This is a genomic window from Pseudarthrobacter sp. BIM B-2242, from assembly GCF_014764445.1.
GTDB lineage: Bacteria > Actinomycetota > Actinomycetes > Actinomycetales > Micrococcaceae > Arthrobacter > Arthrobacter luteus_A.
The window spans coordinates 283153-297690 of sequence record NZ_CP061722.1 but is presented as its reverse complement, the minus strand read 5'-3'; the positions used below and the strand labels follow the sequence as shown (position 1 = coordinate 297690).

Sequence of the window (14538 nt, the reverse complement as noted above, 5' to 3'; positions counted from 1 at the left end):
GTGAACATTCCTCTCGACCAGGCCTGGCTGGAGGCGGTCATGCTTGCCGGAGTCCGGATCGTGGCGTTCCTAGTGATCGCCCCGCCGTTCTCGCACAACTCGATCCCGCTGCGGATCAAAGGCATTCTCGCCCTCGGTATTGCCGTCGCCGTTTCCCCGGTCGTGACCAAGGACTACACTTCCCCGGACATCGGCGGGTTCATTCTGGCCCTCATCCTGGAGCTCGTCGCGGGCGCCGCACTGGGCTTCCTTGTCATGATCGTCTACTCCGCGGCCGTCTCCGCCGGGTCCCTGATCGACCTCTTTGGCGGCTTCCAGATGGCCGCCGGCTATGACCCGCAGGGAATGGTCAACGGTGCGCAGTTCACCCGCCTGTTCCAGATGACCACCCTGGCTCTGCTGTTCGCCTCCGACGGCTACCAGCTGGTTCTCACCGGCCTGACCGGCACCTTCAGGGCACTCCCGCTCGGGCAGGGTCTTGACCTAAGCGCCCCGGCTGATGCGATGGTGCAGGCGCTCACCGGCATGTTTATCGCGGCCCTGCAGATCGCCGGGCCGCTGCTGGTGGTGCTGTTCCTCGCCGACGTCGGCCTTGGCCTGGTCACCCGGGTCGCGCCGGCCCTGAACGCCTTCCAGATGGGCTACCCGCTGAAAATCCTGATCTCCCTCACGCTCGGCGCAGCGGTCTTCACCATGCTCCCGCGCTTCGTATCCGTTCTCACCAGCCAGGTCGGGGACATCCTGACAGGAGCACGCTAATGTCCGACGGCCAGGAGAGAACAGAGAAGGCCACTGACAAGCGGATGCGCGAGGTCCGCTCCAAGGGCGAGCTGGCCAAGTCACAGGACGTCACCGCCTGGCTGGGCGTTGCCGCCGCGGCATTCATGTTGCCCAACCTGATCGCGGCCGGGTCCAAAGCCGCCGGGTCCCAGCTGATGGCCGTCCGCTCGGTCATCGCCGACCCCGACCCCGGGCGGGCGCTGGCAGCCCTCGAAGAGGGACTGGCTTCCCTGGCCGGCACGATGGCCCCGCTGCTGGCTGCCGTGCTGATCACCGTCGTCGCCGGATCCGCGGCCCAGGGTGGGGTCCACTTCAAAAAGTTCAAGGGCCATTACGAGCAGTTCAACCCCGTGACCGGCTTCAAGCGGGTCTTCGGCACGCAGGCGCTCTGGGAGGGCTTGAAGACGCTGCTGAAAACCGTGGTCGTCGCCCTGGTCCTCTACTACGTCATCCAGGGGCTCATGCCCGTCCTCCTCGGAGCCGGGTCGATGCCCCTTTCCGCGCTGCTGGGCGAAGCCGTCGGGGGAGTGTCCACCCTGATCCAGTTCGCGGTGTTCGCGGGCCTGGGATTGGCCGCCGTGGACATCTTCGTGGTCATGCGCCGGAACCGGAAGAAGACCCGGATGACCCTCAAAGAGGTCAAGGACGAGAACAAGAATTCAGAAGGCGACCCGCTCATCAAGTCCCAGCGCCGCTCCCGGCAAATCGCCATGTCCCGCAACAGGATGTTCTCCTCCATCGAAGGCGCCGACGTGGTCATGTTGAACCCGACCCACATCGCCGTGGCCCTCAAATACGAGCCCGGAAAGTCAGCGCCCAGGGTGGTCGCCAAGGGCGCCGGGAACGTCGCAGCGAGGATCCGCGAAGAGGCAGAGAAACACGGCGTCCCGATGGTCAGGGACATCCCGCTGGCCCGGGCGCTGCACGCCGCCTGCGAGATCGGTGAGGAAATACCCGCCGAGCTGTACGGCGCTGTCGCCCAAGTCCTGGCCCTCGTCATGCAGTTGGCCGCCCGTGGGGGCACAGGCCGCATAGAAACCGTATCCAAATCTTTCCTGACCGATGAGGCCGCATGAAATCCAACCTGTCCAAACTCGCTGTGCCCCTCGGGGTGGTGGGCATCATCATGCTGCTCATCGTCCCGGTCCCGGCCCCGCTCCTGGACGTCCTCATCATCGTCAACATCCTGCTGGCACTGGTGACCCTGCTGACCACCATGTTCGTGTCTAAGCCGCTGGACTTCTCGGTCTTCCCGTCCCTGCTGCTGGTCGCCACCCTCTTCAGGCTCGGCCTGAACGTCGCCTCCACCCGCCTGGTGCTGGGGGAGGCCCACGCAGGTGAGGTCATCAACGCCATGGGCAACGTCGCCGTCAACGGAAACATGATCATCGGCGTGGTGATCTTCCTGATCCTGGTCGTCATCCAATTCGTTGTCGTCACCAAGGGCGCCGAGCGTGTCGCCGAAGTCGGGGCCCGGTTCACCCTGGATGCCATGCCCGGCAAGCAGATGGCAATCGACGCCGAGCTGGGCGCCGGCGCAATCACCGACGAGGAAGCTACAAAGCGGCGCGCGGACGTCTCCGCCGAAGCCGACTTCTACGGCGCCATGGACGGGTCCTCCAAGTTCGTCAAGGGTGATGCCATCGCGGGCATCATCATTATCATCATCAACATGGTCGGCGGACTCGGCATCGGCATGCTCCAACGCGGAATGCCCATCGCAGACGCACTGTCCACCTACTCCATCCTGGCCATCGGCGACGGCCTCGTCACGCAGATCCCCGCCCTGCTCATGGCCGTCTCAACCGGCATGATCGTCACCCGGTCCAACGCCTCCTCGGACCTGGGCAGCACCGCATCCAAGCAGCTGTCACAGTCCAACACGTCCCTGCTGATCGGCGGGGTCGCCGCCATCGCGATGGCCTTCATCCCCGGCATGCCACCCGTTCCATTCATCCTCATTGGCGTCACCCTGATCGTCCTGTCCCGCAAGATCAAGGCCAGCGACGAGAAGGCCGAGGCAGCCGCCGCTGCCGCAGCACTGGAAACCGATGCTCCGGAGAAGGACCCGGCCGAAGAGCTGATGGAGCAGATGCGCGTCCACCCGCTGGAAATCCAGCTCGCCCCGGACCTGCTGGACATCGCCAACGTGGCCTCCGACGACCTGCTGGGACGGGTGAAAAGCCTTCGGCACAAGGTCGCCATGGACCTTGGCGTGGTCATTCCTCCGGTCCGCACCCGGGACGCCCTGGATCTGCCCGCCGGCACCTACGCCATCCGCATCGGCGGCGTTGAGGTCGGCCGCGGCATGGCCCCGTCCGGGAAGGTTCTGGCCCTTGGCGGCACCTTGGACGGACTGCCGGGCATCCCCACTATCGAGCCGGTCTTCGGGCTGGTCGGCAAGTGGATCCCGAACGAGATGCGGCACAGCGCTGAAATCACAGGTGCCACCGTGATCGACAGGGCCTCGGCCCTGATCACCCACCTGTCCTCGGTGATCCGGCAGAATGCTGCCCGCCTGCTCAGCCGCGAAGACGTCCGGGTTCTCACCGAGGGCGTCAAGCAGGTCTCCCCGTCCGCGGTGGAGGAGCTCGTCCCCGGAGTGCTGACCCTGGCAGGAGTCCAGTCGGTCCTGCAGGGGCTGCTCGCCGAAGAGGTGCCGATCAACGACCTGCCGCGCATCTACGAAGCCCTGTCCGTCCGCGGGAAGGTCTCCACCGACACCGAAGGACTCATTGAGGCCGCCCGGTCGGCCCTCGGCCCGGTCATCGCCCACGGGCACGTCCAGGACGGCACCCTGAGCATCGTCATGATCGACCCTGCACTGGAGCAGCGAATGCTCGAAGGACTGCGGCCCGGCGAAATGGGGACCCAGATCATGATCCCCGGCACCGAGGTCGAAGCAGTGCTCGATTCCCTCAAGAAGGCTGTGGAGGCGGCGGGGGACACCGGCCGCAGCGCCGTTCTGGTCTGCGCGCCCGCCCTGCGCCCGGCGATCCGCCGGCTCGTCTCGGCCCAAGCCAACGGCGTCCCGGTGCTCTCCTACCAGGAAGCAACCTCCGCCAACGTCAACATCGAAACCGTAGGAGTCGTGAGCAGTGCCCACGCAATTGCCGCTTAAAGGCGACACCATGGAGGGCCTTGAGGCCCGGGTCCTGAACGAGTACCCGCCTGGCTCAGCCATCATCTCCGCAGAGAAGGTCCGTACAGGCGGCATTGGCGGCTTCCTGGCCAAGACCCATTTCGAGGTTGTCGTCGAGGTTCCTGACGCCGCGCCAACTGCCAGGTTTCCCACGATGCCCCGGCAAAAGTCTTCCTCCCACCCGGTGCCCCCGCGTGCCGGCGTGGCAGCCCTGCTCGCCGATGCTGACAAGGCCGACGCCGCCATGCACGGTGCAATCCCCAAGGGGCCCTCAACCCCGGAATTGTCGACCACGACCCGCTCGTTCGGCGAACTGATGGAGTCCCTGGAGAAGTCCACCCTCAGTGATGGCCCTGAGTCGGCCAAGGGCCCGGAGGACCTCCTGACAGGAGCAGGGGACGTCATCCTTGTCGCCGGTCTGGGCGCTGACGCCCTGGCCACGGTCCGGTCCATGGCCGCCGTAGTCAGGTCTTCCTCCATTCTCACCGCAGGGTCCTTCAGGGCGTACGGCACCGACCACATCGTCAGCCGGCAGGGCCTGGTCACGGCCCAGGCCGCAGCCGTAATCGCCCGGGAGCCGCTCTTCGTTGCCTTCGGTCTCGGCACTGACGGTTCACTGCGCACCAACGCCTTGACCGAACTGAAGGCGGACCAGGTGTGGGTCGTCGTGGACGCCACCAGGAAGCACACCGACACCGAGGCCTGGGTGAAGAAAGTAGGCTGGTCGGCGCCGGTGCAGGCACTGGCCGTCGTGAACTACCAGGACACACGGACGCCGGAGACCGTGCACGACCTTGACCTGCCCATCGGATGGATTGACGGCCGCAGGGCCAAACGGTCCACAACCTAAGCCTCCCGGCACCACGAAAGGCAGGAAGCCATGCTGGTTTTGACAAGGAAGTTCGGCGAACAGATCAACATCGGTGACGACATCGTCCTCACCGTCATGGAAGGGCCCGGGGGAGAGATCCGCATCGGCATCGATGCGCCCCGCAGCGTGAAGATCACCCGCAGCGAAGTGCTGGCAGCCATTGGCGCGGAAAACCGTGCCGCCGCCAGTGCCTCCGTCGTGGCCGAGGGCAGCCTGGTCGCCGCCCTGGGGGCGCTGGGCGGCCCCGTAAAGCCGCCAGGCCCGGCGGCCGGGGGAGCGGCACGTCAGGGCTCCTGAGGGCCGTCTGGACGCCCTCAGCCCATGATTGTCAGGGCCGGTTGCGGGCGTAGTCCTCCAGGTACTCCATGAGCCGCTCGGGGTACTCCAGTGCGGCGACGGGGCGCGGGTAGTTCTTCCCCGGCAGGGGAGTGAGCATCCAGTGCGTGAAGGAGTTGTGGGGGACCCTGAGTTCCAAGGCGCGCTTGAACAGGGCCTGGACGACAGGATGCAGCAGTCCGTCCTCGCCGAGCTGGTAGCTCGGGGCCAGCGTCTCATCGTCGACGAAGACGCGGATGAGCTGGCGCATGTACGGCTCGGGGTCCCCGAACAGCGTCTCGAAGTGCGCTTCGCATTCGTCGAGGGTCATGAGCCTGAAGTCCTCGAGCGAATCCCACCACTTCCGGTCTATGGCCGGCCAGTACCGCGGCTCAGCCTTCGTACTCAACGCAGTACCCGTGGCCATCCTTTTCCCGCACCATCTGGGAGCGGTGGCGGACCAGGAAACAGGAGTAGCAGGTGAACTCATCGCTGGCCTGGGGGATGACCTCGACGACGAGCTCTTCGGCGATGAACTCGCCACCGGGTGTGAGGCCGTCGAAAACGTCGGCCTCGTCGAGTTCCTGGACAACGGACTTGGCATCCGGGGCTTTTGCGGACTGGAGGGCCTCCAGTGAGCTGTCCTGGGATTCCTTGACGTCGGTGCGCAGTTCGTCGTAATCAGTTGCCACGGAAGTGCATCTCTTCTCTGTCGATGGATTGTCGGCGACTGCAACATACCGGATGCCGGAAGAATTCCCTAGCCGTGGGGCAGAATGGGCCCATGTGCGGCAGATACGTGATGTCCAGAGCCACCGGGGACCTCCTGTCCTACTTTGACGCCAAGGAGGTGGAGGGCACACCGCCGCCGCCGAGCTGGAACGTGGCGCCTACCCAGGCTGTGCCGATCGTGGCCGAGCGGCTGGATGAGGGCAGCATCGAGCGGCATTTGCTGGTGGCCAAGTGGGGCCTGGTTCCGTCCTGGGCCAAGGACGCCAAGATCGGCTCCAAGCTGATCAACGCGCGCAGCGAATCGGTGCTGGAGAAGCCGTCATTCCGGAAGGCCGCCGTGAAGAGGAGGGCCCTGGTCCCAGCCGAAGGGTACTTCGAGTGGCAGAAGACCGAGGACGGCAAGAAGATCCCGAACTACCTGTACTCCGAGAAAGAGCCGCTGCTAGGCTTCGCCGGCCTGTACGAGTTCTGGGCCGACCCGTCCCTGCCGGAGGATGACCCGGGCCGGTGGCTGCTCAGCTGCACGGTGCTGACCACAACGACGCAGGACGCTTTGGGGCACGTGCATGACCGCAGCCCGGTTATTGTGCCCCGGGACCGGTTCGCCGAATGGCTGGATCCAGACCTCACGGACAAAGCCGACGTGCAGCACCTGATCGACTCCCTGCCGGAACCAACCCTGGTCCCGCGGATCGTCAGCACCCGGGTGAACAGCGTCCGGAACAACGGCCCCGAGCTGATCGAACCGGCCGAGTGAGGGTATCTAAAACCGACGTCATCGCGGGCCTGCCGGCCGAGCTGGCGCGCGCCGTCGTCCGGAAGTTCCGCGGCCGGCAAATGGTCGCTGGGATAGTCGAAGACCTCCTGAAAGGCACCGGTTTTGAGCTGGACACCGTCTTCGGTGATCTGGAGGCAGCCGGGTACCTGGAGAAGATCCGGACCGACAACCACGGTGATGTCTGGTGGGATACCACCATCCTCGGCAACTCCCTGGCGATGGCCAGCTTCGGCAGGCCCATCAGCCGGAAGACCGCAGACCGCCTCGTCATCGAGCTGCTGGGCCGGGCGCGGGCCTACAACGCCGACCCGTCAAAGCCGATGTTCATCGATACGCTCCGGGTCTTCGGGAGCTACCTGGACGCAGAGATTGACCCTGTCGGTGACGTGGACATCGAACTCGCCTACGGCCGCCGGATCAGTGACATGGCGGTGCTCAGGGCCTACACCAGGGCCAGCGGCCGGTCCTTCAACACCTACGTCGACGAGGTGCTGTGGCCCTCGACGGAACTCTTCCTGCACCTGAAGAAACGGTCTGCGTTCATCAACATCACCACTGAAGACATCACCCTGCTCACCGCCAACTTCAGGACCATCTACCGGATCGATGACGACCGGCAGGCCGTTCCGCCTCCACGGGACCGGACCCTGATCGGCAGGTAGCCCCTGGCTCTCCCGGTGAGGGGGAGACTTTCTTCGTGTTCCGCACACATGTGGGCGGGCAACTTTTGCCCGGCGCGGGCCGCAATTTCGTCTGCGGCATCTGCGCTCAACCCCTGAGGAACAAGCACTACATGAATAAGCACACCCGCCGACTCTCCGCCGCGGTGACCGCGGCCGCCTCGGCAGCAGTACTCGCCACCCTTCTTGCCGCGCCGGCCAACGCCGCGGACACCTACAAGGTCAAACCAGGGGACACGCTCTCCGCGATCTCGGGCAGCACCGGCGTCCCGCTGAGCACCCTGTTCAGCGCCAACGGCCTGGGCTGGAACACGATCATCTACCCCGGCCAGACCATCAACCTGGGCGGTGCAGCCCCGGCCGCCGCGCCCGCGGCCCCTGCAGCGCCCGCCAGCGGCGGCAGCACCTACACCGTCAAGGCAGGGGACACACTCTCCGCCATCGCCGGACGCACCGGGGTGTCGCTCCAGACGCTGTTCTCGCTGAACAACCTGGGCTGGAACACGATCATCTACCCCGGCCAGGTCATCAAGACCTCAGCGAACACTCCGGCCCCCGCTGCCCCCGCTGCTCCTGCTCCCGCCCCGCAGCCCGCTGCTGCGCCGGCACCTGCTCCCGCGCCGGCAGCGCCGGCGGCCCAGACCTACACCGTGAAGTCCGGGGACAGCCTGTGGGCCATCTCCTCACGAACCGGCGTCGCCCTGGGTACGCTGTACTCGCTGAACAACCTCTCGGCCAGCTCGATCATCCACCCGGGCCAGGTCATCAAGCTCAGCGGTGCCGCAGTGCCGGCCGCCCCGGCTCCCGCTCCGGCTGCTCCTGCACCCGCAGCGCCATCCACCTCGGGCACCGAGTCAGTCGCGCAGATCAAGTCCATGATCGTTGCCACCGCACAGTCCATGGGTGTTGACCCGGCACTGGCCCTGGCCTTCGGTGAGCAGGAATCCAGCTTCCGCCAGAACGTCACGTCCTCGGCCGGAGCTATCGGAGTCATGCAGGTCATCCCGAGCTCCGGTGTCTGGGCGTCTGAGATCCTCGGCGGCCGCCAGTTGAACCTGCGCAACACGCAGGACAACATCACCGCGGGCGTGACCATCATCCTCCAGCTGGTGAAGACCAGCCCGAGCATGGACATCGCCATTGCCTCGTACTACCAGGGGCAGTACTCCGTGATGAGCCGTGGCATGTACGACGACACCAAGGTCTACGTGAACCAGGTCAAGGCCCGCGTCGCCAAGTTCAGCTAATCGTTGAAGCGGCCCGGCGGGTAACGCTGCCGGGCCGCTGACACTCCCGACCCCTAATCAGGGGTTTCCAGGCCAGCTCTTCTGCCTGTGAATCTTGATCCAATCCTGCGCAAACCTCACCCTGACGCACGTTGTGTGCCCGAGTAATTGTCCATACGCTGGACTTAGTGTGCGCCGGATCGTGCTCACGTTGGCATCATTGGGGGCGATGCCGGACTGCCCCCTGCATTCATTGACGGGCCGTAAGGCCAGGGGGACAGGTAAACCATGGGTTGGTGGGACGGAGAGTCTGCCGGTCAGCAGACAGCTCGCATGCAGGGCGAGAACTCAAAGCGAATGCACGAGGCGGCCCGCGAACGCGACGACATCAACTACCAGCGCAGCCAGGAGTCGGCCTACCAAAGCCAGAACTGGCAGCACAAGAAGCTGACCTTCGAGGCGGAACAGCGGACGGCCCACCGTGAAGGCCGCCCGCCACTGTACGCCAGCCCCGTGGAAGTCCCTGACATGCCGAGGACTGACGAGGGCCTGGAGCCCGCCCCCAAAAGCACCGAAGGACTGCATCCGGCATTCGTCGTGGCGGCGGTCATCTTCATCGTGTTCGTCTTCGTCCTTCCGGCCCTGGGTCCGGTTATCGAAGTCGCTGTCCGAATCATTGTCCTGACGTTGCTGGCCGGCCTGGCCGGGCTCACAGTTACCTGGCTGATCCTTCGTTCACTGGCGAAGGACGATCCTGCCAAGGTCCACAGGGCAAAACTCTTCAATCCGGTTCGGGTCTCGAAGATCCTGGCCCTCACCGTTTACGACCTGGTGCGGGCGCGGTTCGGCAGCAAAAAGAACAGCAGGGAATAGCAGGTTTTTGCGGACCTGAAGGACCAGGTTCAGCCTCTCCCCCGGGCGTTTTTACTTAGCCGATAATGTAGGTTATGTCAACCTAAAGAGGTTGATATTGCATCTGATGCATCAACCACGCCTTGTTGCCTGGCGCTACTTGAGCCCGAACAGGTTCTCGTCGCCGCACGTCCCACCCTCTGCTCGGGGCCTGGACTTGGGCTTCGCCGCCTGCCGGCGTTGCATCACGTTCTCGTGTTGAACGTTGACTCCGTACCCACCCCGGCAGATACAGGCGATCATCGGGCCGGAGTCGTCGACGACGGTAAGCCAGTCGTTGTGATGTTTGCGGTGGTGGTGGTCAACGATCGTTCTCATGTCGGCCTTGACCTGCTCTACCATCGGACCACTGGCATTGGCGTCTGGGCGCTGGCGCGCAGCGGCGACCTTCAGTCCTTGCTTCAGCAGCCCTGTCCAGTCGATAGCCATGATTCCCCCGTGGTCGGCAGTAGTTTGCCCGATAACTCTATAGGGAACGTTGGGGTGGCGGATCAGCCGGCGACCTCTGCCAGCAGCGCAGCCGCTACCTGCGGGGCCACGACATTGGCTGCCTGCAGGAACTGGCGGGACCGGCTGCCGGACCACGGAAACCCTGCCGGGAAGCCGTTGAGCACTCCGGCCTCTGAGCTGGTCAGGCGTGCACCGTCGGACTCGCGTGTCCAGGTCCTCGCCTTCTCCGTCAGGCACCAGGCCGGGTTGTCGGTGCTGAACAGGTTGCCGCCGCCGGGCTTGCGGTTGGCGCGGGTCCGGACCTGCTCCCCGGGTCCCCAGCCGAGGGCTGCTGCGGCGCTGGTGCGGGCGGTGCCGGGTGTCGGCTGCGGGATGTGGACCGGCTTGGTCTTGTGGGCGATCAGGAAGGCGCGGCGGCGGCGGGACGGGACGCCGAAGTCCATGGCGTCCAGCATCCCGACGTCGACAAATTCCCACCCTGCCGAGTAAAGCTCGGCGGCAATGTCCTCCCACATGTACTCCAGGGCCGGGACCTGTTCGAGGATGAACCACTCGAGGCTGGGCAGGGCGAAGGCCAGGCGGACAGCCTGCAGGACCAGCGGGGTGCGCTGGTCCTGGACGATGCCGGTGGCGTCGCCGAACATCTCCTCCCAGGTGCAGTCACAGCCCGGTTCGGCACCGATGTGGGTGATGACGTCCAGGACGTGCTGATAGTCGTCGGAGAGCCCGGTGCGCTTGCCGGAAGCGGAGAACGTCGGGCACGGGGCACTGGCAATCAGGCCTTTCACGTTCGGGTAGTCGGCGGGGTTCATGTCCAGCACGTTGCCGTGGACCCGGTTGTACCCGGCGGCGCGGGCCGTCTGCACCGCTGCGGCGTCCAGCTCGATCCCCTTGATTCGCCGCGGGTCGATCCCCGCCAGCTCGGCTCCCCTGTCCCAGCCGCCGGGTCCGGCGAAAAGGTCAAGGATGTCGGGTTCGATGGCGGGGGTCTGCATCACGGTGCTCATGGCCCGCATGTGTACGGAGACCCCTGGTTCGCTCCCCCGGCAAGCGCGACACGTCGCTACAGTTGACCGGAGCAGGCTTGAACGATGAGGAGACCGCAATGGGGAATGACTGGACCAGGTTGCTGCAGGAGGCGGCCCGGAACGGCGGGCCAACGGCTCTCAAGGAGGGACTGAAGCTTGCCGGGGTGAAGCAGGGCATCCTTATCGGGGGCGCAGCGGTTGGCGCCTTATGGGTGAGCAGCGAGATCAAGAGCACGAGGGATCAGATCCGTGAAAGGCGGCGCGAGAAGGCAGCTGCTGCCGCAGCCGGAAACAACTCGGTCGTTGTTGTGGATGGGGCCGATATGGCCGGTGACCCTGATGTCGAGATACAGGGAAAGGCCCCGTGACTGAGCTGCCGGGGGAGATTTCAGGCTAAGCATCGACATTTGGGGGAATGGATGAGACGTGCCAGACAGCTGGGCTGCGCGCTGGCCATAGTGCTTGTGCTGTCCTCGTGCGCCACTCCCAGTATTGAAGAGATGGGCCGGGGTGCCATCAGGCAGCAGGCTGCCGAGGGCATGGAATGGTTCAGGCAGTTCACAGCGGAAGTTGATACCTCCGACCGCGACCGCGTGAGGTCCCGATTCCAGGGCGCGGATGTTCCACATTCGTTCGGCTGGGATCCCGACGGCGTCTTCTACGCTGACCGGTACTACCGCGACCACCTGACTACCAGCGGAGGGTGGTGGGGTAAACAGAGGACTGTCAGCGCCTGCGTCCGCTATATGGCGAAGCCCGGCGGGCCCGCGATGGCATCAGTTCCCTGCCCGGATGAGCCGCAGTTCAATGAGAGGGTCGACGAAAACGTCAGTGTTCCCTGAATTAGGCTGACGCAGCGCTTCCGGCACACCTGCCCGCCCGTCGATGGGCCTTGTCTATTGGAGCTTCTCCGCCAGCCGCCGGAGTTCGTTGACCATGGCCCCGGTAGGGGCATAACCATCCAGCCGCTCGATCAGGAAGTCACGGGCGACAGCTGTCCTGTCGCTGGCACGCCTGGCCATCAGCCAGTGACGTGACATTCGCAGTTCGGCTGCGAGCTGGTCCATTTGACCGAGCAGCTTGGAGAATTCCGCCTGGGCGTTGTCCCGCACCATTCGGCCCGCCTCCTTGAGGACGAAGAAGGACACTATCCTTCCCTCGTTGGACTGGAGCATGGGCTCCATGAGCACCCTGCCGATGGCTGGCCGGGTCTGATTGTTCCCGGCACGATACTCCGGTGCCCGCTCGATCTGTTCGGCCAGGTGGGTGACACGGATTTGCTGTGCCCTGCTGAGGTCGGTGCGCTGGGCGTCCAGCTCCTCGGACCAGTTTTCGCGCAGGTCTTCCAGCTCCTGCTTCCACGCCGGCACCGCCAGGTAGAGGTAGACGGCGCCGCTGGCGATCCACTGCAGGACTACCCCGTCGATCTGCCCGGCCCGCTCCTCCCAGCGCTGCAGGAGTTCGGCCGGAGGGGCCTGCTCTGCATCGTCCTCGTCCGGGTCCCAGCTGTCGAGCAGCTCGGCGGGGTCCAAGCGGGTGACGCCCAGCGAGAGGAACGGCGCGAAGCTGTGCTGGGCGATGTCCAGGACGTCGTCAATACCGATGGTGCCGTGGTGGAAGATGACGGCTGGATCCCCAGGGAACGTGGCCTCCAGGAACCGCAGCCCTCGCCGCTCCGCCCCCGCCTTGAGGTCCCCCACCAATTCCTCGAAGTCGTCCATGCCAAGGAGCCTATCCGGCAGGGCGTCCGGGGCACGACATGTGGGCTGCCGGGTCGGTGTCTACGCATGTTCGGAGGCAGATCATTCTGCAGACCGAAGGACTGAACACGCGTGGCCTCCAGCACCGAACGCATCCGGGTGAAGCTTCCCCCGAACTTCGACACCGCCCGGCACATGAGCCAGCTGATGAAGAAGATCACCGACAACCACGGTGAAGGCTTCGAGGTGGACTCCATTGAGGACGGCGTCGCGGTCGCCACACGCCAGGTTGCCATCACCGAGGTCAGCCACAACGACAAGTCCAAGACCAAGGAAGTCCGGCTCCCCCGGTCCGTGAAGCCGACCGACGGCGAGAAGATGTCCGTGAAGCTGGCTGACCAGCATGGTGAGGGCTGGGAGATGACGAAGTTCGAGCCGTTCCTCGGCAAGGCCGTGCTGACACAGCTGAGCCCCGAGACTGCACGCTGCCGCGGGGCCGCAGCCCTCGCCCTGGGCGTGAAGCCCTGGGAGGTCCAGGTGGCCCCGCGCCGGGACGGCGGGTTCGACCTGGAGCTGCCGCGGACCTACATGCCGTCCAAGCACGACGCCAAGCTGGAGGAGGTTGCCACCAGCGTTGTGGGCCGCGACGGCTGGTACGTGAAGGTGAACGCCCAGAAGCTCACGGCGTCCATCATCCCATCCGCTCCCCCGACCTTCCCCGGGATGATCCCGACACCCATGAACAAGGTGGTGAAGTTCGACCACACGGACAAGGAGACGTTCAAGATCCCGCTGGGCATGAAGCTGCCGGCGGCCGGTGAAAGCACTGGCGACACCTTCTACCTGGACATGAACGCCGGCGCCCACGCCCAGCTCGGCGGCATCTCCGGCGGCGGCAAAACAGTGCTGCTGAACTGCTACCTGGCCACCTGGCTCGCCAAGGGTGCCGAACTCGCCATCATCGACCTGCCGACCAAGAGCGCCGACTTTGAGTGGTGCAAGGACTTCGTCCGGCCCGGCGGCTGGGGCTGCGCGTCCCCCGCCCAGTCCGCGGTGGCCATCCGGCTGATCATGGAGGAGGGTGAGCGCCGGTCCAAGCTGATCAAGAGCCATGGGGTCAACGACTGGAAGCTGCTGCCCAAGTCGGCTGCGCTGAAGCCGCTCATCGTGATCGTCGACGAGCTGACCGGCCTGTTCGCGCTGGAAGCCGTTCCGAAGGCCGGCAAGGACGCGCCCCAGCTGCTCAAAGACATGGCTGAGGAGGCCAACCGGACCAACCTGTTCAAGGAGATCCTAAAGAACGGCATCAAGCGTGTCGCGGCCGAGCTGCGCTTCACCGGCGTCTTCCTGATGCTCGCCACCCAGGTCGCCTCGGCGAACACCGGTATCGAACCGGCGCTGCGCACCAACCTGCACCACAAGCTGCTGATGGGCGCCAAGCCCACCGAAGGCAACCGGCGCCTGGTCTTCTCGGACCCGGACCGGGTGCCCCTGGTGCCGGACAACATCCGTTCCGACGGCGCTGCGTCCCGCGGTGTGGGCTCCTCCGAGCCTGAAGGCGACGAGCCGGCGGTCTTCAAGTCCTACTTCGCCACCGTCACCGACTACCGGGCCTGGCTGGAGAAGCTCGGTGTCCCGAAGACAACCCAGCCGGAGCCGACCAAAGCGCAGATGGCCCAGCTGGAGGATGCCTTTGAACCGGCCGAAGACCAGGATGCCATCGCCGCGCGCAGGTCCGCCATGAAGGACCCGATGGCTGAGCTGATGGGTGACGCCGGACTGGACGAGAGCGGCCGTCCGCTGAAGGGTGCTGCCCTGGCGGCGTCCCAGTCGAGGGCTCTGTCCAACATGGCGTCGCGGGCCTGACCCGCTGAAAGCCCCGGGCCGGCCGTCAATGGCGCCGGACGGTCCGGTTTACAAGAAC

The 14538-nt window shown here is 65.4% G+C and carries 17 protein-coding genes; 12 read left to right on the top strand and 5 right to left on the bottom strand.

Features of this window, described 5'->3' with window-relative positions:
* The 5 genes from IDT60_RS22165 to IDT60_RS22145 are packed head-to-tail and all read left to right on the top strand — an operon-like array spanning position 1 to position 5090.
* A complete protein-coding gene (locus IDT60_RS22165; protein ID WP_191082154.1) occupies positions 1–759 on the top strand; it encodes a flagellar biosynthetic protein FliR in 759 nt (252 codons plus the stop codon).
* A complete protein-coding gene (locus IDT60_RS22160; RefSeq protein ID WP_191082153.1) occupies positions 759–1856 on the top strand; it encodes a flagellar biosynthesis protein FlhB in 1098 nt (365 codons plus the stop codon). Before IDT60_RS22165 ends, IDT60_RS22160 begins: the two co-directional genes overlap by 1 nt.
* The gene (locus IDT60_RS22155; protein ID WP_191082152.1) at positions 1853–3901 is read left to right on the top strand and encodes a flagellar biosynthesis protein FlhA; all 2049 of its coding nucleotides are present in this window, start codon (positions 1853–1855) and stop codon (positions 3899–3901) included. The genes IDT60_RS22160 and IDT60_RS22155 overlap by 4 nt, the downstream gene beginning before the upstream one ends.
* Positions 3902–3911: 10 nt before the next feature.
* Complete coding sequence (locus tag IDT60_RS22150; protein ID WP_191082151.1) at positions 3912–4772, top strand: hypothetical protein; 861 nt, start codon at positions 3912–3914, stop codon at positions 4770–4772.
* 30 nt (positions 4773–4802) lie between these two features.
* Positions 4803–5090 (top strand): carbon storage regulator, encoded by a 288-nt coding sequence (locus IDT60_RS22145; RefSeq protein ID WP_191082150.1) that lies wholly within the window; start codon positions 4803–4805, stop codon positions 5088–5090.
* A gap of 31 nt (positions 5091–5121) precedes the next feature.
* Here the strand turns inward: IDT60_RS22145 and IDT60_RS22140 are convergent, their stop codons facing one another.
* Entirely contained in the window at positions 5122–5535 is a 414-nt protein-coding gene (locus tag IDT60_RS22140) for a hypothetical protein (protein WP_191082149.1), read from the bottom strand.
* Positions 5501–5800, bottom strand: coding sequence for a DUF4193 domain-containing protein (locus tag IDT60_RS22135; RefSeq protein ID WP_191082148.1), 300 nt, complete (start codon positions 5798–5800; stop codon positions 5501–5503). Before IDT60_RS22135 ends, IDT60_RS22140 begins: the two co-directional genes overlap by 35 nt.
* A 92-nt stretch (positions 5801–5892) precedes the next feature.
* Here IDT60_RS22135 and IDT60_RS22130 point away from each other — a divergent pair, with 92 nt between their 5' ends.
* The 4 genes from IDT60_RS22130 to IDT60_RS22115 all read left to right on the top strand — a co-directional run bounded on the left by IDT60_RS22130 (position 5893) and on the right by IDT60_RS22115 (position 9397).
* Entirely contained in the window at positions 5893–6597 is a 705-nt protein-coding gene (locus tag IDT60_RS22130; RefSeq protein WP_191082147.1) for an SOS response-associated peptidase, read from the top strand.
* On the top strand, positions 6594–7280 hold the full coding sequence (locus tag IDT60_RS22125) for a hypothetical protein (protein WP_223884038.1): 687 nt from the start codon (positions 6594–6596) through the stop codon (positions 7278–7280). Before IDT60_RS22130 ends, IDT60_RS22125 begins: the two co-directional genes overlap by 4 nt.
* Before the next feature lie 131 nt (positions 7281–7411).
* Complete coding sequence (locus IDT60_RS22120) at positions 7412–8545, top strand: LysM peptidoglycan-binding domain-containing protein (RefSeq protein ID WP_191082146.1); 1134 nt, start codon at positions 7412–7414, stop codon at positions 8543–8545.
* Positions 8546–8857: 312 nt separating this feature from the next.
* Positions 8858–9397: a hypothetical protein gene (locus tag IDT60_RS22115; RefSeq protein WP_191082145.1), complete on the top strand. Its 540-nt coding sequence runs from the start codon at positions 8858–8860 to the stop codon at positions 9395–9397.
* 135 nt (positions 9398–9532) lie between these two features.
* Here IDT60_RS22115 and IDT60_RS22110 read toward each other — a convergent pair whose 3' ends face one another.
* Complete coding sequence (locus IDT60_RS22110) at positions 9533–9865, bottom strand: hypothetical protein (protein WP_223884037.1); 333 nt, start codon at positions 9863–9865, stop codon at positions 9533–9535.
* A 62-nt stretch (positions 9866–9927) separates the two neighbouring features.
* Complete coding sequence (locus IDT60_RS22105) at positions 9928–10893, bottom strand: DNA cytosine methyltransferase (RefSeq protein WP_223884036.1); 966 nt, start codon at positions 10891–10893, stop codon at positions 9928–9930.
* A gap of 98 nt (positions 10894–10991) precedes the next feature.
* On the opposite strand from IDT60_RS22105, the gene IDT60_RS22100 reads away from it, so the two are divergent.
* Entirely contained in the window at positions 10992–11282 is a 291-nt protein-coding gene (locus IDT60_RS22100; RefSeq protein ID WP_191082144.1) for a hypothetical protein, read from the top strand.
* A gap of 51 nt (positions 11283–11333) precedes the next feature.
* On the top strand, positions 11334–11756 hold the full coding sequence (locus IDT60_RS22095) for a hypothetical protein (RefSeq protein ID WP_191082143.1): 423 nt from the start codon (positions 11334–11336) through the stop codon (positions 11754–11756).
* Positions 11757–11810: 54 nt separating this feature from the next.
* Here the strand turns inward: IDT60_RS22095 and IDT60_RS22090 are convergent, their stop codons facing one another.
* Entirely contained in the window at positions 11811–12635 is an 825-nt protein-coding gene (locus IDT60_RS22090) for a hypothetical protein (protein WP_191082595.1), read from the bottom strand.
* Positions 12636–12746: 111 nt separating this feature from the next.
* Here IDT60_RS22090 and IDT60_RS22085 point away from each other — a divergent pair, with 111 nt between their 5' ends.
* Complete coding sequence (locus tag IDT60_RS22085; RefSeq protein WP_191082142.1) at positions 12747–14480, top strand: cell division protein FtsK; 1734 nt, start codon at positions 12747–12749, stop codon at positions 14478–14480.
* Positions 14481–14538: the final 58 nt, after the last annotated feature.

Excerpts from the sequence above, each read along its gene's own strand:
- IDT60_RS22160 (WP_191082153.1), top strand. The coding sequence starts at position 759 with ATGTCCGACGGCCAGGAGAGAACAGAGAAGGCCACTGACAAGCGGATG.
- IDT60_RS22155 (WP_191082152.1), top strand. The coding sequence starts at position 1,853 with ATGAAATCCAACCTGTCCAAACTCGCTGTGCCCCTCGGGGTGGTGGGC.
- IDT60_RS22150 (WP_191082151.1), top strand. The coding sequence starts at position 3,912 with ATGGAGGGCCTTGAGGCCCGGGTCCTGAACGAGTACCCGCCTGGCTCA.
- IDT60_RS22145 (WP_191082150.1), top strand. The coding sequence starts at position 4,803 with ATGCTGGTTTTGACAAGGAAGTTCGGCGAACAGATCAACATCGGTGAC.
- IDT60_RS22140 (WP_191082149.1), bottom strand. The coding sequence starts at position 5,535 with ATGGCCACGGGTACTGCGTTGAGTACGAAGGCTGAGCCGCGGTACTGG.
- IDT60_RS22130 (WP_191082147.1), top strand. The coding sequence starts at position 5,893 with ATGTGCGGCAGATACGTGATGTCCAGAGCCACCGGGGACCTCCTGTCC.
- IDT60_RS22120 (WP_191082146.1), top strand. The coding sequence starts at position 7,412 with ATGAATAAGCACACCCGCCGACTCTCCGCCGCGGTGACCGCGGCCGCC.
- IDT60_RS22115 (WP_191082145.1), top strand. The coding sequence starts at position 8,858 with ATGCAGGGCGAGAACTCAAAGCGAATGCACGAGGCGGCCCGCGAACGC.
- IDT60_RS22110 (WP_223884037.1), bottom strand. The coding sequence starts at position 9,865 with ATGGCTATCGACTGGACAGGGCTGCTGAAGCAAGGACTGAAGGTCGCC.
- IDT60_RS22105 (WP_223884036.1), bottom strand. The coding sequence starts at position 10,893 with ATGAGCACCGTGATGCAGACCCCCGCCATCGAACCCGACATCCTTGAC.
- IDT60_RS22100 (WP_191082144.1), top strand. The coding sequence starts at position 10,992 with ATGGGGAATGACTGGACCAGGTTGCTGCAGGAGGCGGCCCGGAACGGC.
- IDT60_RS22095 (WP_191082143.1), top strand. The coding sequence starts at position 11,334 with ATGAGACGTGCCAGACAGCTGGGCTGCGCGCTGGCCATAGTGCTTGTG.
- IDT60_RS22090 (WP_191082595.1), bottom strand. The coding sequence starts at position 12,635 with ATGGACGACTTCGAGGAATTGGTGGGGGACCTCAAGGCGGGGGCGGAG.